The organism is Undibacterium sp. Tian12W (assembly GCF_049339405.1).
In the GTDB taxonomy this organism is placed as follows: domain Bacteria; phylum Pseudomonadota; class Gammaproteobacteria; order Burkholderiales; family Burkholderiaceae_D; genus Undibacterium.
Window position 1 is genome coordinate 90,803 of the sequence record NZ_JBMPPK010000004.1, and the last position, 21,792, is coordinate 112,594.

Annotated in this window: 24 protein-coding genes; 18 read left to right on the forward strand and 6 right to left on the reverse strand. The window is 48.7% G+C overall.

Going from position 1 to position 21,792, the window contains the following annotated elements:
* Positions 1-216: 216 nt before the first annotated feature.
* Positions 217-852: a thiol:disulfide interchange protein DsbA/DsbL gene (locus tag ACO0LI_RS06145; RefSeq protein ID WP_422950181.1), complete on the forward strand. Its 636-nt coding sequence runs from the start codon at positions 217-219 to the stop codon at positions 850-852.
* A gap of 7 nt (positions 853-859) precedes the next feature.
* Here ACO0LI_RS06145 and ACO0LI_RS06150 read toward each other — a convergent pair whose 3' ends face one another.
* The 3 genes from ACO0LI_RS06150 to ACO0LI_RS06160 all read right to left on the reverse strand — a co-directional run bounded on the left by ACO0LI_RS06150 (position 860) and on the right by ACO0LI_RS06160 (position 2,212).
* Positions 860-1,390, reverse strand: a complete 531-nt coding sequence (locus ACO0LI_RS06150; protein ID WP_422950182.1) for a PH domain-containing protein — start codon at positions 1,388-1,390, stop codon at positions 860-862.
* A gap of 92 nt (positions 1,391-1,482) precedes the next feature.
* Complete coding sequence (locus ACO0LI_RS06155; protein ID WP_423031677.1) at positions 1,483-1,821, reverse strand: hypothetical protein; 339 nt, start codon at positions 1,819-1,821, stop codon at positions 1,483-1,485.
* A gap of 211 nt (positions 1,822-2,032) precedes the next feature.
* Positions 2,033-2,212 carry a hypothetical protein gene (locus tag ACO0LI_RS06160; RefSeq protein ID WP_423031679.1) on the reverse strand — a complete coding sequence of 60 codons (180 nt, stop codon included), beginning with the start codon at positions 2,210-2,212 and terminating at the stop codon, positions 2,033-2,035.
* An 80-nt stretch (positions 2,213-2,292) separates the two neighbouring features.
* Here ACO0LI_RS06160 and ACO0LI_RS06165 point away from each other — a divergent pair, with 80 nt between their 5' ends.
* From ACO0LI_RS06165 to ACO0LI_RS06175, 3 genes are all read left to right on the forward strand, one after another.
* The gene (locus ACO0LI_RS06165; RefSeq protein WP_423031681.1) at positions 2,293-3,132 is read left to right on the forward strand and encodes a hypothetical protein; all 840 of its coding nucleotides are present in this window, start codon (positions 2,293-2,295) and stop codon (positions 3,130-3,132) included.
* A gap of 87 nt (positions 3,133-3,219) precedes the next feature.
* On the forward strand, positions 3,220-3,462 hold the full coding sequence (locus tag ACO0LI_RS06170; protein WP_422950185.1) for a hypothetical protein: 243 nt from the start codon (positions 3,220-3,222) through the stop codon (positions 3,460-3,462).
* A gap of 202 nt (positions 3,463-3,664) precedes the next feature.
* Positions 3,665-4,015 carry a hypothetical protein gene (locus tag ACO0LI_RS06175; RefSeq protein ID WP_423031683.1) on the forward strand — a complete coding sequence of 117 codons (351 nt, stop codon included), beginning with the start codon at positions 3,665-3,667 and terminating at the stop codon, positions 4,013-4,015.
* Between the two features lie 47 nt (positions 4,016-4,062).
* Here ACO0LI_RS06175 and ACO0LI_RS06180 read toward each other — a convergent pair whose 3' ends face one another.
* Complete coding sequence (locus ACO0LI_RS06180; protein WP_423031684.1) at positions 4,063-4,929, reverse strand: hypothetical protein; 867 nt, start codon at positions 4,927-4,929, stop codon at positions 4,063-4,065.
* 757 nt (positions 4,930-5,686) lie between these two features.
* Here ACO0LI_RS06180 and ACO0LI_RS06185 point away from each other — a divergent pair.
* From ACO0LI_RS06185 to ACO0LI_RS06250, 14 genes are all read left to right on the forward strand, one after another.
* The gene (locus ACO0LI_RS06185; protein WP_423031686.1) at positions 5,687-6,460 is read left to right on the forward strand and encodes a hypothetical protein; all 774 of its coding nucleotides are present in this window, start codon (positions 5,687-5,689) and stop codon (positions 6,458-6,460) included.
* Between the two features lie 285 nt (positions 6,461-6,745).
* Complete coding sequence (locus ACO0LI_RS06190) at positions 6,746-7,264, forward strand: hypothetical protein (protein WP_423031688.1); 519 nt, start codon at positions 6,746-6,748, stop codon at positions 7,262-7,264.
* Between the two features lie 11 nt (positions 7,265-7,275).
* Positions 7,276-7,893 carry a hypothetical protein gene (locus tag ACO0LI_RS06195; protein WP_423031690.1) on the forward strand — a complete coding sequence of 206 codons (618 nt, stop codon included), beginning with the start codon at positions 7,276-7,278 and terminating at the stop codon, positions 7,891-7,893.
* A 4-nt stretch (positions 7,894-7,897) separates the two neighbouring features.
* Positions 7,898-8,638: a hypothetical protein gene (locus ACO0LI_RS06200; protein WP_423031692.1), complete on the forward strand. Its 741-nt coding sequence runs from the start codon at positions 7,898-7,900 to the stop codon at positions 8,636-8,638.
* The gene (locus tag ACO0LI_RS06205; protein ID WP_423031694.1) at positions 8,635-9,213 is read left to right on the forward strand and encodes a hypothetical protein; all 579 of its coding nucleotides are present in this window, start codon (positions 8,635-8,637) and stop codon (positions 9,211-9,213) included. Before ACO0LI_RS06200 ends, ACO0LI_RS06205 begins: the two co-directional genes overlap by 4 nt.
* Before the next feature lie 23 nt (positions 9,214-9,236).
* Positions 9,237-9,779: a hypothetical protein gene (locus ACO0LI_RS06210; protein ID WP_423031696.1), complete on the forward strand. Its 543-nt coding sequence runs from the start codon at positions 9,237-9,239 to the stop codon at positions 9,777-9,779.
* A 10-nt stretch (positions 9,780-9,789) separates the two neighbouring features.
* Entirely contained in the window at positions 9,790-10,317 is a 528-nt protein-coding gene (locus ACO0LI_RS06215; protein ID WP_423031698.1) for a lytic transglycosylase domain-containing protein, read from the forward strand.
* A complete protein-coding gene (gene icmP / locus ACO0LI_RS06220) occupies positions 10,295-11,452 on the forward strand; it encodes a type IVB secretion system coupling complex protein DotM/IcmP (protein WP_423031700.1) in 1,158 nt (385 codons plus the stop codon). The genes ACO0LI_RS06215 and icmP overlap by 23 nt, the downstream gene beginning before the upstream one ends.
* Positions 11,453-11,492: 40 nt before the next feature.
* On the forward strand, positions 11,493-12,275 hold the full coding sequence (locus ACO0LI_RS06225; protein ID WP_423031702.1) for a hypothetical protein: 783 nt from the start codon (positions 11,493-11,495) through the stop codon (positions 12,273-12,275).
* A gap of 115 nt (positions 12,276-12,390) precedes the next feature.
* On the forward strand, positions 12,391-14,961 hold the full coding sequence (locus tag ACO0LI_RS06230; protein ID WP_423031704.1) for a type IV secretory system conjugative DNA transfer family protein: 2,571 nt from the start codon (positions 12,391-12,393) through the stop codon (positions 14,959-14,961).
* An 8-nt stretch (positions 14,962-14,969) separates the two neighbouring features.
* Positions 14,970-15,623 carry a YcbK family protein gene (locus ACO0LI_RS06235; protein ID WP_423031706.1) on the forward strand — a complete coding sequence of 218 codons (654 nt, stop codon included), beginning with the start codon at positions 14,970-14,972 and terminating at the stop codon, positions 15,621-15,623.
* Positions 15,624-15,627: 4 nt separating this feature from the next.
* A complete protein-coding gene (locus ACO0LI_RS06240; RefSeq protein ID WP_423031708.1) occupies positions 15,628-16,710 on the forward strand; it encodes a hypothetical protein in 1,083 nt (360 codons plus the stop codon).
* Positions 16,711-17,248: 538 nt separating this feature from the next.
* Positions 17,249-17,500, forward strand: a complete 252-nt coding sequence (locus ACO0LI_RS06245) for a hypothetical protein (RefSeq protein WP_422976597.1) — start codon at positions 17,249-17,251, stop codon at positions 17,498-17,500.
* A gap of 27 nt (positions 17,501-17,527) precedes the next feature.
* Complete coding sequence (locus ACO0LI_RS06250) at positions 17,528-18,541, forward strand: HNH endonuclease (protein ID WP_422950201.1); 1,014 nt, start codon at positions 17,528-17,530, stop codon at positions 18,539-18,541.
* Between the two features lie 324 nt (positions 18,542-18,865).
* Here the strand turns inward: ACO0LI_RS06250 and ACO0LI_RS06255 are convergent, their stop codons facing one another.
* Positions 18,866-21,091, reverse strand: coding sequence for a DotA/TraY family protein (locus ACO0LI_RS06255; protein ID WP_422950202.1), 2,226 nt, complete (start codon positions 21,089-21,091; stop codon positions 18,866-18,868).
* Between the two features lie 94 nt (positions 21,092-21,185).
* Positions 21,186-21,605 (reverse strand): hypothetical protein, encoded by a 420-nt coding sequence (locus tag ACO0LI_RS06260; RefSeq protein WP_422950203.1) that lies wholly within the window; start codon positions 21,603-21,605, stop codon positions 21,186-21,188.
* Positions 21,606-21,792: the final 187 nt, after the last annotated feature.

Sequence of the window (21,792 nt, forward strand, 5' to 3'; positions counted from 1 at the left end):
ATTTTCATTTAATTATCAGAGTTTAACTCAATATAAATACAAAATAAATCGCTATTGAAAAAGAATAACAGACCGGAAAATGCATTACTATTTCATTTATTCATCAAATTTGTATTGATACGCAATGCAATATTGAAATTACAGTGAAATTTGGATTTACAGATGCAAAACAAGACTATGTGGAATATTTTTCTTAAAATTTCTGGAATTTTTCTGATGACAGGCCTGATGTATGCCTGTACAGATACCGGTAAATCCAAGGAATTGATGCAGGCGGCGATGGTAGCTCAACCTGAAGATAAAAAGATCCTCGAATTCTTTATGTACACCTGCCCGCATTGCCGTGCTGTTGAGCCCAGCGTCAATAGTTGGCAGTCCAAGCAATCTGTGCTGTTTCAGCAAGGTATCTATTCGTTCGAACAGATACCGGCAGTTTTTTCTGCCAACTGGCGTAGTGACAGCAAGGTAGGTGAAAGAGAGGCGGCTATCTTTTATACGCTGCGCAGAATGGGGCTGGAGCATCAATTGCGTGCCAAGCTGTTTATCGCCATCCAGGACAAAAGCCTGAATGCGGGTGACCCTGACTCTATCCGCAGTTTTTTGCAAAAAGAGGCTGTGCCGGTGGCTGAATTCGTCACTACCATCAAGAGTGCTGAAATAAAGGCAGATGTGGACCGTGCAGAGATGCTGACCAGGCAATATGGGGTTTACTCCGTGCCTGTGTTCATCTTGTTCAACCGCGCCCTGATCCTGCCGCAAGAGTATGCCGACAACCAGGCGGTTGAAGCCGCCTTGCTGAGTCAGGTGAAAGAGTTTTATACAAAAAATGCCGGCAAGCCATCGGCATTTTGAGCAGGTATCAGGTCTGGATAATCGAAGTGATTTTGCGCCTGCTGCGTTCGCGCAGCGAGCATTCACGCAACTGATCGGCCAGTTTTTCCAGGTCATCAATGCCATAGATGCCGATGACCGGCGAGCTGGCATCGGATGACCTGAGCCTGATGCTGCTATAACCTGCCAGGCGCATGCCCAGAGGCTTATAGACATCAAAATGTTCTATCGTGAACAGCTCCACGCTTTCCATTAATTTAGACAATACGCCATGCTCTATCTTGATACGCTGAGTAGTGATCTGGTAAGTGACTGAGATACTCTCCATCCAGTAATAAATAAAGGCAATACCTAGGGTGCAGATCACGGCCAGCCATTGCCAGGCGCTATAGATAACTGCCGGGTGTCCTGAATACAGAACATGTTCTGTCTCTGCCTCTTGATCGACCGCAGCCGTTTTCAGGTTGGAATTGCAGAAGCGGCATTTTAAGGCGCCAACTTTAATGGTTTCGCGGCATACCGGGCATGGCATGCTCTCTTCATTGTATTGCTCGTTCATTCATATCCTTGTTTATGGGGAGGCAGCTGACGAAAGCTTATTCTATTGCTTCAGGCCCATTCATGCCGGATATCAATGCAGAAAAACGCCATTTATTCTTCATCTTCATACGGAGTTGGCGCGCACATATCCTTACATGGCGTTGACACTGGTGCGGGCATGGCGGGAATATTGGTGCTTGGCAGCAATTCTGGTAGCGCCAGCACGCAATTTTGCGTGGGGTGGGCGACTTGCCCATTGATCATGGCATCGCCATGCCGCAAATGCCACAAGGCGTGCAGACTCATTTCCTTGGTATCGCGGCGACCATCAGCATCCATGTCGAGTATGCTGCCTGGTGTGATATTTGGGTCTTTAAGGTCAGGCGCTCGCTCAGTGTCACCAGGTCTGACTAAGTTTGTACTTGTTCTTGCTTGGCTGGAATTTTTCATTATGTCTGCGGCCTGCTTGGTTTGAAGGGGCGCAGACTGCCTGTTCAGCATTTGCGCAGCGTTTTCTTGCTTGACGCTGAGTGCAGCCGTACGCAACCGTACGCCGATCATCAGCATTTTTCTTAAGTTTATTGACTATTATTTAGTAATACTCTGCATATTTCAAGCAAGTTTTTAATTTCCATTGATTCTTTTTGCGCCTATTGGCTGATTATTCAGGGACAAAGGGGGAGTAATAATTAGAATTGTTTGCAAATATATTATTCTTGATTTTGTTACTTTTGTTTGTATAATCATTGGCTTGATGTAGTACTTTTAGTACATGTGATGCTGGAAGAGGGCTTGGTGTCAGGGTTTCTTTCTGAGTGACAATATCAGATGCGATATTCATGAGCCTGGAGTGGCTGGTTTTATTGCCGTATTTTTAAATGACTGAAAAGGTTGAGACTGATGTGGCGGCATGAACTTGATATGGTTTCTTCCCTCGCCACTGAAAGTGCGGTCGCTGCACTCGGTGATGTGGGACGGATCATTTCGAATAATGCCGGTACACCAGACCCTTTAGTGTATTCAGGTTTATCTTATGCGACAGATATGCTGCGGGTCGCCGGATTTGTGGCACCTACGGTATTTGCCAAAGAAATCCAGCACACATTTTCACAAGCCATATTAGGGACGCGGGAAGTGCGGGCTTTCAAGCGAGCGATGACAATTCTGAACTCATATCTGAAGGACGCCATTCGCTTTGGTGCCGGGCCTACTCTGTATTTTTATGAAGAGGCATTGTTGCTGTCGGATGTCTCTGGGCGTTTGCCACCTGCTTGCGGCAATTTCTTTGCCCCGTTTGTGTTTTGGGACATTGAAGATGGCCTGTGCAAGAGTGTGCAAAATGTCAGCCATGGTTTGTCGCGTGAAGCTTACCAGGCTGCTTTGCTGGCTTTCCTGCGCAATAAGGATGGTGCTGGCCTTAAAGTCTTTGTCCATCTGTTTGCCAAAGTCGCAGAGGCGAATGAAAATACTTGCAGCTACTCGCTTTGCAGGATTCTGGCAGCTTTTTTTGCAGTGATCACCAGCAGTGATGCGTTTCTGAACCAGGATGAAATGCAATTATTTTCCATGGTGGATGCTGCGTTCTTCAAGCAGTCAGACCCTGGGCATTTGCCCGAGCCTGGATTTATAGCGCGCCTTTTGCATGTGATTGCAAAGTCAACGGCAGACGCACCCATGGTGCGCGAGACCCAGACTTATTTCAGGCTGGAAGGTTTATTGTACGGGGCTGCACTGGGCCGGCGCGAATCGATACGCGCCTGAAGCTATTTTTTTGTACGCAGTTGAGTCGGGTTTCATTTTTAGCGCTAATTTTCAAGTGTTCTTCAGGCGCTTTTATAAGGAGGATGTATGGCATTGCCAATTCTGGCCAGCATGGCCGCAAAATATGTAGGTCAAAAAGTGTTGGAAAAAGGGGTGGAGAAATTGGCAGAGTCTGTCATGTCTTCCGGAGTGTTGAAAGAGGGGCTGGGCAAACTCGACAAGGGCGGCAAGATGGATATGCCATTTACGCCTTCAAAAATGCTGATGTCTTCAGTTACTGAACCACCAGTCAAATCATTGGCAAAAGGTGCCGCGTTGTCGATGAAGTAAGCCGGCTCTGGCAGGCACCATATTACTGTAGCCTGATGTTGTATCTGGGTAGTAGCCTGCTTGTAAGGAAAATGGGGAAGACAGATAATCTGTTTTATCCAGAAAGCATCTCATCCTATTCATGAAATGAGTTCTGGATTAGTTGCGCGCGCACCAATCCTGGTTCGCGCTCCATGCCAAATTTGCCTGCTTAAGCTGCCCCATGAAAATTTCGGATCTCGTTTTATTTGTCAGAATCTGGTTGTTGATGGCAACGCTGTGGTTCTTTGCCGCTGCCATTGAACGATTTACCTATCCCTTCAGGTATGAAGGCGAGATCGTGGCTGCAGAGGTGCTGAATCCAGTCGGAGATTGCAGGGGCTTGTCAGCCAAGACCAAAATTGCCTGGCGCCTGGCTGAAGATAAGAAAACGATAGAATATAAATGCCCGGCTTCGCGACCATGGCCATTTTATGCCACCAGTTCAAGCACAGAAATACCCAAGTCAGTAGCGCAGGCAATTGCCGATAGCAAGAAGAGTGCAGTGAGCGCGAAAGAGGACAGGCAAAAGTAGCTAGCGGCCAGATAGGTAATAGCTAGATAAATGCCAGCACTTTTGCATTACATTTTTGGGGTGCTTCTGGCGGTGGCAGTTTGTTCAAGCTTTTGATTGATTAACTCAAACAGTTCAGGCTCTACCTTGGTCCAGTTATCACCATTGAGAGTGCTGACAGCCGCATTTTCCTTCTCGCTGGCATTCTGATAGGGGCCAATCACGCTGAATTGTGAATAACCACCTGCTTCGCGGCGCAGTGTGAAAAAATCACCCTCTACGTCTTTGTAAGTGCGCTCGGCAAATTTCTCATCGCCATCACTGCCGTAACCAAAGTCGATAACTTCCAGTTTGGCTGGCATGATGCCGCTGTCGATATTGCGTTGATGTGTTGCAGTGTCTTCGCGCTGTTCAATGAAATTGACTTGAAAGCTGCCGCCCAACATGGCGCGCTTGGAAATTTCTGACAGGGCATCGGTGATCAAAGACGCAGCATTGACGTTTTCCAATGCGACTTCATGAATATCTACACTGATCTGATGGGCAGATTTATCACCATCGACACCAGGATTAATGGTGATGGCAACATTGCCGAATTTTTCCAGTTTTTCAACTTCGGCACGAATTTTATTATAGCGTTCGAAAATATCAGTGCTGATCAGGCAGGCACCGGTGACTGTGACGGCAAGCTCGGGCTTGATTTCAAGTATGCCTTTTTCGCGCAAGATATTGGCGATTTCGACACGCGCATACATTTGAATTTGTTTTGGGTCTTCAAAGTAAAGTACCCCGGAAAGAACGCGGTCTTCTTCCGATTCGACATATTCAAAAATGCGGTCTAGTTGCTCTGGAGCGACAAATTCAGGATCAACTCCATTACGGCGAAGTACATCAAGAATATCTTCCTCCGTAAGATTGATAGTTGAGCCACTCATCTTTGTCCTCTTGCTTTCTTCAAGCAATTTTTTATTTTTAGCACGCGAGATATTACGAAATTAAAGTAGGAAAGTCAAACGCTGACCTTCCGGCTGCGGCACTACAGTATTTCAATTCCTGCCTCATTGCAGTACGCAGTATCAGATGATGTGAACACCTTGAACCACCTTGATTTCTTTGAGCAAATGCTTTTTATATCAAACCGGATGAATGCAACATGCTTGTTTGACATGTCGAGTGCAAATGAGGGCGATTTTCAGATTTTCAACTGGTAAAAGCGCAAGTTTATTATTTCCAAATCGAATTCAAAAGTAAGCGCAATTTCACATCAAAACGCTTGCTGAGCAGTTTCGTTGACACCGCGAAATGCATAATGCACGTAGGCGACTTTTTTATTAAGCACATTGTCGGGCATATGTGGGGACTTGGCATAAACCTTGTGACCGTCTTACAAAATGTAACACAATGACGTCTGATATTTGCCGCAAAGGCCATAACATGACTCAAAAGTGAACTGGATAATGCCTGCTTGACTACTTTTATCTACATGCCAAAGTCAAAAATGCAAATGCCTGCGATGAGGTTGAATGCGTGACTGGATATCTGGTTGAAGATTTTAAAAGTCAGGTTGTTGTTAAGTGTGTATGTGAGTCGTGGGGCAGGGCTTAATTCAGAATATACTAGAACTCATTTTGCCAAAGCTCATGGAAATGAGTTCCAGTTTGTAAACATTGTTTTTGTTGAGGAAGCCTGTAATTGAAATCAAGTAAAACTGTGCCAGAGAAAGTAGCGAAAGTGACAGTGCGACGCAAGTCACCTGCCAAAGAGGTGGCGGTGGATGAAGTGTTTCCTGAGCTGATGATAGTCGGGACCAATATCGCGAAAAATAAAAGTTACTACCTGGCACAAAAAGCACTGATACAACGTGTAGCTCACGGCGTATATATACCAACTGACAAGATGACAGATGGTAAGGCCATTCTGATGCGGCATGCGATACGCCTGGCCAGCCTGCATTTCAAGAATGCCACGGGCTTATGTTATTCGAGTGCATTCACGCTCGAAGCAATCAAGTCTGAGTCCGGGCCGCCCCTGGTGTTTGTTGCGGGTGAGTATTCTTATGGTCTGGAACTGGGTGAGGGCGACATTAAGTTGATGCTGGTGCAATCTCTGCACCCGCCTTATGAAATGCTCAAGACCAATGGTGATTATGAATTTTACGAAGACAAAATATGTTCCGACCCTATCGGTGAATTTGTCGTCAAAGTACCGCGCCCTGAACTTTTGGTATTGCACAATTTTGAGCGCGTTAAGGAGTGGTCAGAAAAAAAGATTGCCAGTGGGAATTTAAAGAAGTTTGTTAACTGGATAGTTGATGCCAGATATGGCGGTTCCATCCCGGCTTTCTCAGCAAATTTTGCTGAGCTGGCGATCAAATGCAATCGCCTGGAAGAGCATGATCACGCCGTCACGGCCCTGCTTGCAGAAGGTTTTTCGATGTCCGAAAGGTACTTGCGGAAAATCGTTTGACTTTTGATTTTCATTCGCCTAAACTTTGCCTCATATATGGGGGTGGTGCTGCTGCCTGCGCCACAAAATGCGAATTTAAAAGTTGATGATTGCTTTGTGCTGCTTTTGCGCGGAATGCCAGCGCGATTCAATGGCTGGCAATCAACTGGACAGGGATGTTTTGCCAGATAGCCTGCCCGGTGTGGCAGGTTGTATGAAAGCATCCTGAGTCTGCATTCTTCCGGCCTGCTGCCAGTCTGATCTGGTCATGCAGAAAGCTGGTGCATACAATCACATATATCTGTATTGAACAGTAAAGCAGCCAATGGCTGCTTTTTTATTGACTTGCGTAGAGTGTTTGCTGTGAACCTGGAATCGAATCTGCACACTGGTGAAGTGGCTGTGGCTATAAAGCCTGCAGAAAAGATTGTCCTGCAAAAAGCAGTGCAACTGTGTGTGCAATATTTGCTGGATGTGCAGATGGTTTTGGATGCAGAAGTGGTTGCGCCATTTTGCTTTCACAACTGCATGATTTTTTTATCAAGACCAGCCGGGCAATTGCAGGTAGATGTCGCCGTGTCTGACGCAGTTGTGTTGGACTATGACATCAAATCCCTGCATCTGAACACCCGCTATGTCATGAATGAAATGATAGCCAGGGCGGTTTGCATGTATGGCTCGGATGGACAGCAGGCATTCGCGATGTCTTTCCTGTTTCGCGATGGCTGCGGTCTGGTCAAGCTGGAGCAGGCTGGTGGCTACGCGGTGAATTTAATAGAACGCGTGCCGGTATCGCTGGATTATCAAGTCGGATTCGCTGTATAGAGGAGTGACAGGTGAAAGTTTTTTCTATGGTAGTAGTGATGGCAGCGCTCACTGTATCGGGCTGTGCCACACGGCAAACAACGGCGCAGTATCGTGAAGTTATTCCAGAAAACAATTTCAAGGGCATAGTCGAATTACCGGCAAAGTCGTCTTCACCTTTCATGCGGGACATGAAGCTCGAACCTGCGCAGGCTGCTGACCATGCCAAAGCAGATCCCGTGACCATGAATTACACCTGGTTTTATGAACGTGGCCAGACCCTGGGGCAACATGTGGATGCCTGGGCGCATCGTTATGCTTTCCGCTTTGAATCCCGCATCCCGCTGGGTTGGGACCCTTACGTACAGTCTGATGGCAGCTTTGTTGGCAATCTGTATGCCGCCATGGAAGACCTGGCTTATTTTTCCGATGAGGGAAGAAATAATTTCCACCAATATCGCGACACCAAGCGCTTGCGTACAAAAAGCGTGCAGATTACGGTATTTGAAAAAGAGCGTTATATCCGCATAGAGCTCAGAGATGCGATGGCCGAGGCTGCTGAAGCGCAACGTGATGAGCAAGAGCGTATCGCAGCAGAAAAAGCGGCAGGCAAGACCGCCTTCGCTGACTATTTCCGTTCAGGTAAATAAGTCCATGGTTTACGCAGCTACTTCTTTCTTTATCCTGGGTCTGTTGATGCTGGTAACGCGTATGTACGCGCCTGCGGGCGGTGGCAAGCCCCGGGTCTTGCACTATACGGGTGTTGCAGCTTTGTTGCTGATCGTGCTTTCTTGCGCCGTGGCTGCTTATACCGGCATGGCTGGTAAGAGTAATGGCAATGGTGTCAAAATTGATGAGACTGCGGCAACGGTAAGTGGTGACTTCGGTTTGTCCGGCAATTCTCAGTCCACTACTGCTGCACCGGCTATGGACATGTCCAGGCCTTTGGATGCCCCTCAGGGTCAGTCAGGTGCTAACACTGCGGCGGCGCCAGTGGCCAATGGGCAAAATTCTTTTGGTCAAAAAGATGCGGGTAGCGGTGCTCCTTCTGTGTTTTCGATGGCACAGGCCAGCCAGATTTGTGCCGGGTTTTCTGACGTCGCCATGGGCGCATTACTGGCTGGGTCACGTGGCGAGCCTTTCCCTCCGTATGAAGAAAAAGCCCGGCAGTTGAGTGAGCAGGTCATGCGCCTGCCCTTTGTGCGTGAGGCAGGTAGCAAGTCGATGCAGCACATCAGCACTTTGTTTGGTACCTTGATCGAAGACCAGTATTACATCTCTCCGCAAAACCGGGCAGTACAACTGGGCCTGATAGGCAAGGTCGATAAAAAACTGGCGCTGGATGCCATGAACCAGGTCTGCGAATTGAAAATTCTGGAGATACGTGCCAAATGAATGCCGTAGCCATGAGCGCAGCAGACAACATCAATGCGCTGCCTGTATTGCGTCAGACCATGGAGTCTCTGCTCGCGCCGCAATATATTTTCTTTGCCAATAATGCCGATGGACGTGTCCATGATGGCATCGTCTATGGTCATAATGAAAATGACTGGGTATATGGTGAAGAGGGTTTGTTCCCCGCCATGTTATACCTGGCAGAGCGGCACTATAAAGATACTTTTTTTGAGGGTGATTATGCTGTGGCACCTGTAGAGGGTACGCTGGCGCCGGGTTTTGGCATTGACTGGATTCCTGATCCCAGCTTCCAGAGCCGCACGGGTTATCGTGCCCAGGTGTCAGATGCAGGTTTGCAGGTTTCACCTACCGTCATTTTATTGTTTGTACATGACGCCATTGAACGCATGCATCAGTACAGCTACCGGAAAGTGAAAGACTGGCGCTTTGAGATAGATGACGGACGTTTGCTGGAAGAACTGGAAGAAAAAAAGATCGTCAATGCCAATGGCTTGCTGGACTTGTTCCAGATGGTGCTTACCCCCATGCCAGAGCCTGAATCTGAAAATACTTAATCGCTGCTGCTCGTGGAGTTCCAATGACGGAAAAAAAAGAAGCATCGCCACTCAGGCGCAAACTTGTTCCTTCAGGTGATGCGCAGAAAGCGGTCGGTATTACCCGTAGTGCATTCAAGCGTTTGTTTACCAGCGCACGGTCGGAGAGGGAAGAAAGTTTTAATGAAGCCCAGGAGCGCCTGGGTTGGAGTGAGGGTGACATTGCCGAATTCCTGGCTTACAGGAAAAAAGAAACGACTATTTATGCATTGCTGACAGCAGTGGCTTTCCTGTTTGCCTGTGGCTCTCCATATTCGCAAAATCCACTGACGCATCTGGTGACTTCTCTGGCTGTCATGCTGATGATAGGTACGCGATGGCTGGTGGCTCATTTTCGCCTGACCCAGATACGGCATCGGGCGCTGTTTTCATTTGCTGAGTACCTGGGAATATTGTTTCCCTTTCTGTCTGAAAGTGTCAAGGATATCAGTGCGGGTTTGAGTGAAAAAACAGAAGCAGATGCAGGCAGGCGCGCAGAAGAGTCTTCCAAGGTCATCGATCTGAACAAGAACCACAATAATCATTGAGGACAGGTTCGTGGATGCCTATATTGCGCCCGTGGATACCAGCTCGGAACCAGCCTTTTATTCCTGTATTAAAGGCGCCTCTGAGTATTACAAAGTGCCGTCCATGGCATTGCTGGCAATTTACGCACAGGAGCGTGGTTCGTCGGTGCGCACTTCAGGTAATGCAAACCGTACTCAGGATTATGGCCGTTTTCAGATTAATGATGCGAGCTGGAAGCAGTATCTGTCTGAGCATCGCATACCATTGAACCGGGTGCTGAAAGATAATTGCCTGAACGCCTATGTAGGAGCAAATATTTTCAAGCTCAGGTATCTCGCCTGCAAATCGGATGTGTGGTGTGCAATAGGTTTATATCATTCGGCGAATGAGCCTTACCGCTCGGCTTATGTAGGTAATGTTTATAAAAAATATCAGGCAATTCAACGAGACATAGAATTTTTGAACTGGTTCCGGTCGCTGGCTTTGTATGATGCCAGCAAAGGCAGATGGGAATATTTAATCGCAGGAGCAGGGCATGCCGCCACCACAAGCAGGTAATTCCGGTAACGACACTTCCAACGAAGGCCTGTGGGCCATGCTGCTGTTTGCCGCAGGTGTGTTGATACTCTGGTTTGTCGGCAAGGGTTTCATTGTCGGCGCAGTTTTCCTGTTCCGCTCATACGTGACCGGGCCGTTGATAGGCCTGTTTGATGCCGATGTGCGTGCGGCAGTCGACTGGATGGGCAGCGTGTCTTATGGCAATGTTGAATATAATGAATTTGCCGCCAACGGTGAATTGATCGGCAAATATACCAAGATACCGGCCATGCTTTTATGTGTCGCCATGGGTGTCTATATTTTCTTCAAGCACCCATCGCAAAAATTCAAACGCCGCTGGGATATGTTCAGCCTGGCAAAAAAAGAAGTGACATTGTGGCCCTGCATTACACCAGTGCTGGACGCTAATCTTCTGAAGGTACCGGTGGAGAGTGGCCGCTGGGCCTGGAGCACGACTCCCAAGGAGTGGGTAGAGAAAAATCAGTTATGGGAAATTTATCAGGAGACTTCACCTGTCAGTGGTTTGCCCGTCGATAAACGCCGTCTTGACCGCGCCACTGCAGAGGTCGCATTGATCAGGCAACTCGGGCCAAAATTTGTATCGTTCAATGACTTGCCGCCCTATCTTAAAGCCTTGCTGGGTTCCTTCATGGCCAAGATCAGTGGTGACAAAAAAACCGCGCTGAAGATATTGAATCAATTATCCGCATCCAGCACGGCAGCCGGTGTCGCCAGCAATGATCTGTCAGCCAAACTGGCGCTGGAAAAATTCGATACCGAACTGGGCCTGTCCTGTTTTGAAAAATATAAAAATACTGATGTCATTGTAAAGATACTCTCGCGCCATGCCTATATGGCGACTGCCATGCTGGCTTTGCTGGATAAGGCGCGTACTAGTGGTGTAGTGGCCTCGGCTGAATTCTTATGGCTCAAGCCAGTCAACCGTACGCTGTTCTATATGTTCAATGCCCTGGGGCGCAGAACCTGCTGGATGGAATCCGCTGGCATATTTGCCCATTACCAGGCTGAATTGCAGTCAGGTAACAAAGTAATGCGGCCCTATGTCAAGACCGCACTGGATGGCCTGGAGTCTTATCTGGATGAATACCTCGATACCTACGGCAGCCAGCTGTGATGGCTTTTGAATTCAATATGATTTTATTTAGGAAAACGCAATGTTACAGAATCTGATCAATCGCTTTGAAAGCTATCAGGCTATCCGTGTCAACAAGAACTTCAATTCCCATGAATTGACTGTGCTTGGGAAAATTTTACTGGAAGGCGCACGCGAAGTTGAAGTGGCGAATGTCATACGCTTTCCCTCCATAGAACAGGGCTTTTCAATATTTTCTATCGAAAGTGGTTCTACCCTGTCACCGCAGCCAGCACTGGGAGCTGCCGTTGAATCCGATGCGGCGCCAACCCCGGCTCCTGCGGCACAAGCTGACCGCGTCCTGCCCAGACTGGCAAGTGGCCTGGTCAGTGATTTGAAGAATGATGCCTACCACCTCATCGTCAGGCAGGGTAATGGCCTGGAACATGGCATGGTGCTGGCCTCTTTCACGAATATGCAAAGTGCCGGTCTGGCCTTGCGCAAGCTGGCAAAACTGAATGCCAGGAAAACCCGGTTCTGGAAAATCCTCGGTGTCCTTATTGTCTTGTATTTGCTGCTGACCATTCCCATGATCAAGCGCCCACCACAAAAATCCCTGGATGAAATCGCCACCAGCATGGAAATGCGCAATCCGGAAGTCGCAAGGCAGATGGAAAACATCAACCGTAGCCGCACTGTCGGCAGTGAGCTCATGGCCCAGCCGCAACAAACCGTGCCCGCGCAGCCTGATCCATCCTTGATGCTCGGTGGCCCTGGTGCAGCGATGGAGCCTGCACAAACCGCACCAACAGCGCCAAGTGCAGCAGCCAGGCCTGAACAGAGCCAGGGTAATTTCGGCTTTTAATGGCAGCTCTGGTGCAGGAGTGAAAAGGGCAGGTGTGTGACAGGTGCACGGCCCTTGTAATTATTGGCAGATGTATTGGCAGATGTTATCGACATAATCGAGTATTGAGGGAAGTATGGCCCAACCACAACAGGCAGGTCTTGAGCCGGAGAATGAGGTCAAGGCCCATCACAGACGTCGTGATACGCGTCCGCAGTTACAAAGAATAAAAGAAGATATTCTTTTCAAGCCGGAAGCTGCCAGCATATTGATGTTTGTGATTGGCGCGGCCGCCATGATCTCGCCTACCTGGCATGAATACATTCTTGTGTTCGGCATCCTGCTATTCCTGTATATACGCTCCAGCTTCAAGCATTACAGCCTGCCTTTTCGCATGCCCATGTCCACTGACTATGACGCTGCTGCGAACGATGGCAAGGGCCGCTCAGGTATTATTGATCCTGAAGAAATCAATCCAGCAACCGACAAGCCCACCTGGGCCAAAGGCATCTCGCATTTTGGTAACCGTAAAAAAGACGATGCTGAACTCTGGTTCAATAATGATGACCTGCGCACTCACATCCTGATCTTCGGTTCTACCGGTAGTGGTAAAACTGTAGCCCTCGTGTCCATGGCTTATAACGCCCTGATGCAGGGTTCAGGCTTTATCTTCGTCGATGGTAAAGGCGATGCGAGCCTGTTTGCCACGATCTTTTCCATGAGCCGTGCGATGGGCAGGGAAGATGATTTCCTCATCATCAATTTTGGTACTGGCTCACGTGATATTGAAGGCCCGCAACTGACCAAGTTATCGAATACCATCAATCCCTTTGCTTTTGGTGCATCGGATGCGCTGACACAATTGCTGGTCGGTCTGATGGGCGATTCTGGCGGCAGCGGCGATATGTGGAAGGGCCGCGCAATTTCCTTGCTGACCGGTTTGATGATTGCGCTGGTATCCCTGCGCGATGCAGGCCGTATCTTGCTGGACGTGGAAGTCATACGTGACTTCATGCAATTGAAATACATCGTCGCCTTATCGAATGGCAAGAACCCTATCGATGGCACGCCGATCAAATTGTCTGATCGTGCCCAGGCTGCCATCAAGGCTTACCTGAGTTCCCTGCCTGGCTTTGTAGAAAAGAAAGGCGCTGACCAGTCAGCCACGACGCTGGAACAGCATGGCTATCTGCAAATGCAATTTACCCGCGTGCTGGGTTCCTTGTCCGATACGCTGGGTCATATCTTTAAAACCAATCTCGGTGAAGTCGATCTGTACGACGTCGTCGTCAATCGCCGCATCCTGGTGGTTTTGCTGCCCGCACTGGAAAAATCTCAGGACGAGCTCGCCAATCTCGGTAAGGTCGTCATCATGAGTCTGAAAAACATGATGGCTGCAACTCTTGGTGCGCAGATGGAAGGCAGCAAGATGGAAGTGCTGGATAACCGGCCTACCAATGCACCATCGCCGTTCGTAACGATACTTGATGAATATGGCGCCTACGCCGTGCCCGGTGTTGCCGTCATGCCTGCACAGGCGCGTAGCCTTGGTTTCAGCATGGTATTCGCCAGCCAGGATATGCCGGGCTTTGAAAAGGCGTCGAAAGAAGATGCGGCCTCCATCGCCGCCAACTGCAATATCAAGATCTTCATGAAGCTGGAAGATGCCGAGCGTACTTATGAAATTTTTGAAAAGTCCGTAGGCATGGCTGATGTCATGGTCATGGGCGGCATGCAAGCCAGCACCAATGGCATGTCCACCAACTACATGGACAATATGAATGCCACCATGGAACAGCGTTCACGTGGCTCACTGCAAGACTTGAAAGAGCAGACGCCGGGTGAAGCACATATCCTGTTCAAGTCCAGGATTATCCGTGCCCGCATGTTCTCATGCGGCATGGTCGATGAACGTAATCTCTTGACCAAATACAGGCTGAATCACTTCATCAAAGTCAAACCACCTGCCTATGGTGAAATGGCAGAATGGGATTTGTCGCCGGAAGCATTGAAAAAGAAAGCTGATGCAGCGAAGGCGCAGGCAGAGAAAGACGTAGCTGCTGCGAAAGAAGCGGTAGTTGCAGAAGCAGCTCCTGTCATCGCCAAGGCTACGCCCGCCGCTGACAGCGCACCTGCTGCCGTCCAGTCCGCAAGCCATGTCGCTACGGTAAAAACAGAGAGTCAGGCCGCGTCAGCAACACAGGAAACAGGTGTCAGGGAGCGCACCGCACGTACCCTGTTTGGCAAACGATCCGGCCAGAAAAAAGCAGCGGAACAGGAATTTGATGGCGCCGTGATCAGCATCTTTGGCCGCAGCAATGATAGCCTCGATGAAGCCAGCAAGGCAGTAGTCGCCCCGTGGGCCGCAGATATACAGGCCAGCATGCACGAACAACTGGCACCTGCAAATGCGTATGAAACCAGCTGGCAAACGGCAACTACCCTGAGTGACTTGTATGCCATGGAAGAGAAATATGGCAAGGCCAGGCAGACGCAGATATTGATAGACCAGCAGCATACCCATGCCGCTCTGGTGGCGATGGACAGGCTGCTGGGTGTGGATGCCTCGAAGGCGCAAAATGATGCCGCGCATGTCATCAATGCCATTGTCGCCAATGCTTCCTATGCCTGCCAGCCTACACCGGCAAAGCGCAGCGGCAAAACTAGCCTGATAGAAGCATTCAGCAAGAAATACGCTGCAAGGTAATGATGCACATGAACAAACTGCCAGTTCACCTGGAAACCAGCACAGCGCAAGCACCCAGGCGTGATTTCCTGGCCAAGTCCTTTGCGGTTGCGGCGGGGCTGATCTTGCCTGCCACAGCGGGTGCTGCCAATGGTGCAACTGGGCAGTTGTTCAGGCCAGATTTTTACTACCCAGAGAAATCTGGTGAAGGTCGCATATTACGCAGGATTTATCTGACGCGCGAAGCCTCGAAGTGGCATGCGGCTGAGCGCGCTGACTTTTTGCTGTGGGGTAAGGATGGCCGTATCGATGCCGAGGGCTACAAGCGCCTGTGCTGGTTTTTACGGGATGTCAGGAGCAGCAGGGTAGTCCAGGTGGATATGCGCCTGGCAGCGTTGATTACGGCGGTGCAGAGCCATTTCTGGTTTAACCAGGGCATACACGGTTATTACCACCTGACCTCTGGCTATCGCTCATGGGTCACGAATGACCAGACCGAAGGCGCAGCAGCAGATTCTGGTCATGTGTATGCCGGCGCTGCTGATGGCTGGCTCGATGGTGTCAGCGTGGAAGATCTCGCCGGTGCCGCTCTCAGTCTCAGGGCTGGCGGTGTTGGCTTATATAAAAAACGTGGGTTTGTTCACACTGATGTAGTGGGAAAGCCGAATTTATGGAAGGCATGATGTAATGCAAAAGAAACGCTTGGTAAAAAGTATACTCATGGCGCTGGGTGTGTCGCTTTCCCTGTCTGCAATGGCAGCAACAGACTGGAAGAAAATCATGACGGCGCGTGGCAACAAGGTCGTCAAGGAATTTTCTTCGCCTTCCGGGTTCCGTGGTCTGGTAGTAGAAGCCGCCGGTGCAGAAAAAACATTCTATGTGACTGAAAACGGCGACTATCTTTTTTCAGGCGAGCTGTTCGGTGAAGACGGCCAGCCGCTGTCACAAAAAAGCGTAGCGCCAAAGTCGGTGCCGGACTGGAACCGCATCATGCAGGGCAAGGGCAATAATATTGTCAAAGAATTCCGTTCTTCTTCCGGCTTCAAAGGCCTGGTGGTAGAGCGCAATGGCAGCAAGAAAATATTTTATGTCACCGCCAATGGCAAATTCCTGGCGGCTGGCGAGGTGTTTAACTCTTCTGGTGGCTCCATCACCAAAATCGAGCTGGCTGAACAGGCAGGCATCGCCCAGGCCGCGCCTGCTGCAGTCCCGGGGCTGGCGAACGAAGTCGATAAAACCGTCACTGAGCAGAGCAAGATGCTCACCACCATTCGCGAGTTGGAAACTGTTCCTACCGAATTCAAGAACAAGGTCTTTGCCGCAGCAGAAAAATCTACCGCCTGGGTAGAAGAGGGAAGCGGCAATAACATTGTGTATGTGATCTTTGATCCTATCTGCCCGCATTGCCATAAAACCTGGGAAATGTTGCGGCCTTATGTGCAGCGCGGTCTCTTGCGCGTACGCTGGATACCCGTCATTTCATTGAGCGGTAATAATATGCAAAGCCCATCGGCGCAAATGGCAGCCTACTTTTTATTGAATCGCGGTGAAACCGATATCGTCGAAAAAATGTTCAGGAAAACCATCAAGTCCGTCGCGCCAGATGACAAGATGGCGCGGTCTTTGTCACAGAATCTGTTGTTCTTGCGCGATACCAAATTTAGAGGAACTCCTCTGCTGATTTATCAGCGTGGCGGTGAACGCAATGCTTTCATTGTCCCTGAGCAACCTGAAGTCGATCAGATAGAACGCATGATCAGAAAAAATTGAAACCAAATGTTTCCTGAGGCTGATGCTGACAGAAATTTGAGGAGCTAATCTACATACTTGAGTAGGTATTCAGTGTTCAAATTGATGGAAAACAGGCTGACAGGGATGCCATGCAACTAGCGGCAACGGCGGCCTGATTTCTATTGAAACGATGGTTAAAACTGCTGCTGCTTCATAGCGGCATCTCAAGCACTATCTCAAGTATCGCAACAGAGGGCGGCGGCGTCAGCAAGTGGTATGGTAGCTTGTTGTTTATGTATTTTATTTTTTGTCAAGTGTGCTTGCAAATAGAAACAAAAGCAAAACCAGTTTGGACCTCACGCTATAGGCTGAATATGGCCGCTAGGTTAAGATATGTAGCTTAAACGCTTGCCAAGATTCATGAATAGTTACTATTAATCTACGGCAACTCCTGTCTTTTTAAGCTAAATTTAAATAAGCAAGTCAGCATTTTTCATCATGTGGACATTCTTCTCTGCAACAATGAAGGGCCCATGGAAATGAAGACGGCAAGTAAAAAAGACGGTGTGAGGTAGAAATGGTGTACTTTTGGATTTTGGTGGTCGTATTGCTTTGTCTTGTTGTATATGCCTTTGATCAGCAATCTGAACTTGATCCTGAGACGGCCAGGCCGCGCAAATTGTTCGTACGCATAGTTGTCTGGTGCTTGCGTTCCTTACGCCAGTTGGGCCGGAACATCGTACATGGATTCAAGACGGATGTAGCGGGTTGGCGCTCTGGTGCCAGGTTCAAGAAACAGACTCAGCAAAACCCGGAACATAAAGATTGATAAGTGCGTTTTAGTTTGGAGCATTCAGTGAACGAAATCATGAATGAGGACTTGAAATCTTCAGAACCCTCAGCCCAGCCACTGACCAGATGGGCGGACCTGACGATGCACACCTTGCGTATGGTAGTGGCCTATGACCCTGATACGCAAAGCAAGCGCTTATGCCTGCTTGGCCCCTTGTCACTGGCGCAGCGCCGGGTACTGGCACGTGAAGATTTCTATGAAGAGCAAGGACTGCTGTTCAGGGATGAATTGAACTTTGGCCTGACGCAGCTGGCTGCTATATTTCCATATGTCCGCGTAGTTAACAGGCAGGCCAGTGAAATAGGCGTGCTCGTCAGTGAATTGCCTGCCCTGCAGCAGGAATTGAAAAAAACGGCGGCTCTGCGTCCAACTATCGTCACTACTGCTTCAAGTGCAGAAAATCTGTTGCAAGTGCCCGTGAGCCGTCCAGTGCTGTCTATCGAGCCCGTCCCCTTTTCCAGCCGCTTTTCCAGTGTCCGTAGCTATCTTGGTCACGCTGAATTCAATCGTCTTAAAAAAGCGGTTTTTGTACGTGCCGGTTATCGTTGTGAGATTTGCCTGGAAAATGGTTTTGAGCAAGGTCATCAGCATCCTGTTGAGTGCCATGAAGTGTTTGAATATGATGAGCTCAAGGGCACGCAAAAAATCACGGCGTTGATGAGCTTGTGTCCACGTTGCCACTCAGTTAAAAATATAGAGCTGAGCCGGGCAAAAAGTGATGATGAGTTTGAAGCCGCCATGGCGCAATTAGCCAGGATCAATGGCTGGAGCAAGCCGCAGGCGCAGACGTATTACCAGCATGCCTTGCATGTGTGGAAAGAACGGTCTAAAAAATCATGGGAATTGAATCTGGATATGCTTGATGGCACAGGTTTGCAGTTTCCAGGGGAGGATGGTCAGACGGTAAAGCGCCCAAAGCGCGGTCGTGAAGTCGGTTCCAAACTGCCTTTCCTGTCCCAATTGCCATTGAATAGTATGAAGCTGTTTTCAACGGCTGGTATGCCGGGTGAGGCTTGAACTAAAAGATAGTAGTGAATTGATATAATGATAAAAATGGCCTGTCTTTTCAGACAGGCCATTTTTTTGACCGAAGTGTAAGAGCTGGCACATCATGCTGTTGATATGAATCAACCAGCGAAATATGCCCGGGAAAAGTGAGCTGCTGGTCTTTCACTGAGACTTTGCAAGTGTTGGTTCTGGAGTCTGGCCGTCAATTTCGGTGCATGGCAGATGATCAGGTCTCAATATCTGACAAAATAGTAAACTGGAACACGCCATCCATGCTGCTTCCACTTGCAAGTGGAGACCGCATGGATGGCGTTTTCAAGGTTAAAGATCAGGCTATTTGTTCTTCTTTGCCGCTGCAACTACCGCACCGCGTTTAGCGCCAATACCCGTTCCAATTTCGCTTGTTTTTGAACCTGCAGCTTCTGCACCTTGATGGATGCTGTTCGCAGTATTATGGGCCTGAGATCCAACGGAATCACTGCCACCTATCCAGCGCATGATATTGTCAGGGCCAGTATTGATGATACCAAACACGGTCATGATCATTTTGGTGGTTATGCCTGAATACAAGATCAAGGTGCCCAGCAAAGTCATGATACCTACCATGGAACCTTCAGTCATATTCGAGATGGATTGAAAGAAACCCTGATTGACGAAATTCATGATGGGTTTGATCAGCAGCATGGCGGCAAACAGGAAGATCACCATCAAAGCCGGACGTATCAGTATGGACAATACAAACATGTAGCCTGGCGAGCCGCGGCCAGCAATATCATGTCCTTCCGGGTGCATGTGGGCAATCGCCCAGATCGGTGCAGCAATAACTGCTTCGACAAAAGAGATAAGCCACCAGGCAACACCAGAAACCCAGAACACATAAGGAAGCATGGGCAGGATAATACCGAGGAACATGCCCATGCTCAGCATGAGTCCGCTCAGAGCGGCCAGGATGATGGACAAGGTGCTGGTCTCTTCCAGTTTCTTGTTCAAGAAAGCACCGGATCCTTCCACCAGCATAGCCTCCCCTGCAAGAATCGTGGTGTCTCCAATTGCCTTTAATTGTACGAGCGGGTCCATGCCATTTTTTCCGATTTCACCTACCATGGCAAATTTCAGTACGCCGGTCGAAATGCCATCGGTCAAGGCGTTCCAGGTCTTCCTGATATCCTTGTAATCAAATTTGGCTGGTGTATCGCTCTCTATCTTGGTGGCAAGGCTATTCGTGCCAATAATGGTTTGCTGCAAATTGTTCAGGAAAACTGAAAAAGCAGAGTTTTGACCGTCATTCTGCATGCCTGAAATATTGGGAATCGTATAGGCAGTAGAGATTGCGCCGTTGATGACATTTTGCGCTGCATTGTTCAGGTTGCCTATCTTCATGTAGAAAGACCCTGCATGCAACCAGCCGCCATTTTTCATTTGCTCACCCATTTTCAACATCCATAATTCTTGAGGTGTCTGGCCCTGAAAAAGGGTAGCCTTCATATTTTCCCGTACTTTTGTTATCAGGTCCTTTTCATACTGGAGCTGTATTTTTGCCAGTGTATTTTCATATGTGCCCCCTGGCAGCATCAATTTCTTGGATGCATCGGTTGCCTGCAATAAATCGATTGCCATATCTTTCAGGGCCTGGCTGTTGAGCATCTCGGTAATAATTTTCCCGTGCTCCGTGCGCATGATGTCTTCAAATTCTTCCTTATTACTCGATTCGAAGAGTGTCACTTTATCAACGCCAGAGAAATTGAAGGATGAAAATGGCTGGGCCGTTGTATCCGCGAGTATCTTGGTACAGCCTTCTTCTGTAGAAAACAGGTTGTCACAACCTACCAGGTTGGTCGAGGCATTTTTTAACTTGCTCCAAGTGCTGGAAGCGCTCCATTGTATAGAGCCGCAAAAACCGGCACTACCTGCATCTTGAGATCCTTTTGCGGCATAGATTATTTTTCCATCAGATGCAGATGGCGTGATTTCCATGCCGTACATATTGCCAGCTTCCCTGCATGCCACCATCAGGAACGCTTGTTTCGCGGTCTTGTTAGGTGCAAGAAAAGGCTGTGTAATAAAAACCTGATTCGCGATGGTGGAGTATGCCGCGGTCCAGATGCTGCTGCCCAGACCTACTGCCTGTATGCCAGACCAGATCAGTACAACTTGCAAAAAGGAGTAGCCGGCAACTGTTGGTAACAACATGGCCATACCTGCTGCGGTGCGCAAGGGGACCATCATAGTGTCCCATTTCTTGCCCAGCCATTCGCCATCCTTGGCAGTATGGACCGCGCCGCCTATGTAAGTGTAAGCCATGATTATCATGCCGATGACCAGGACACCTGCATTCATCTTGCTTAACAGATTTGAAAGAATATGATTGTCATTATCGGCAATGGTGCCGTCATAGATATTTAGCACGACATTGCCAAAGACGACCCGCAGTATCTGTACGGAATAGTCACTTTGCTTGCCCTCAGGCACCCAAAAATTTCCCGCGTGCGCTCCAGTCGCCACCAGGGCAGCGGCCAGTGCCAGCAAGATGTAGATATTGAGTTTTTTGCTTGTACGCATGGGTATCTCTTTAATGGCTGAATGCTGTTTGGTAAAGTCCGCTGCCTGCTTGCTGTAACTGTGCTGTGATTCAATCCGGTTTTGCTGACACTGATCAAATCGGTGTAATACGTTTCTTCTTGCGCGTCGTGCCAGTGGCCATATCCGGTCGCCCGGTAGGCAGGGTGATAGCGGGTGTCAGATCCATGCCCTGGCTGAAGGCTCTCTCGTGATAGCGTTTTTCGTTTTCGTTGACTACTTTTTCACTTGGCTTCTTATGCAGCTTCCTGCCTGGATTCCTGGGATCATCATTCGCATCAAGTACTAATACCGGTTTTGCTGTCGGCACCCCATTGAGTGTCAGATGCGGCTGGTTTAACGGAATGGCATTTGCATTGTTCGTATTTGGCTGGTTATACAACTCTGCAGCCATATCTGCGGCATGCAGGGCGTGCGCCACCAGTACACCGCCTACCGGACCCAGCATGATGTCGGCAACATGATGGGCTGCCTCTATCATTTTATGTTTTTGCAAATGATCGCCAAATTCATCCGTTGCCTCGCTTTCGGATGTTGTTGAATTTGCATTTCTTAATGTTGACTTATTGTCCAAATTCACCGCCATTAAGTTTTTTACTTTCACTTTTTCAATTATTAATGATAACCTGATGGTAAAAACTCGACAAGTAAAATAATATTTTTAAAAAACTTATTACTTGTAA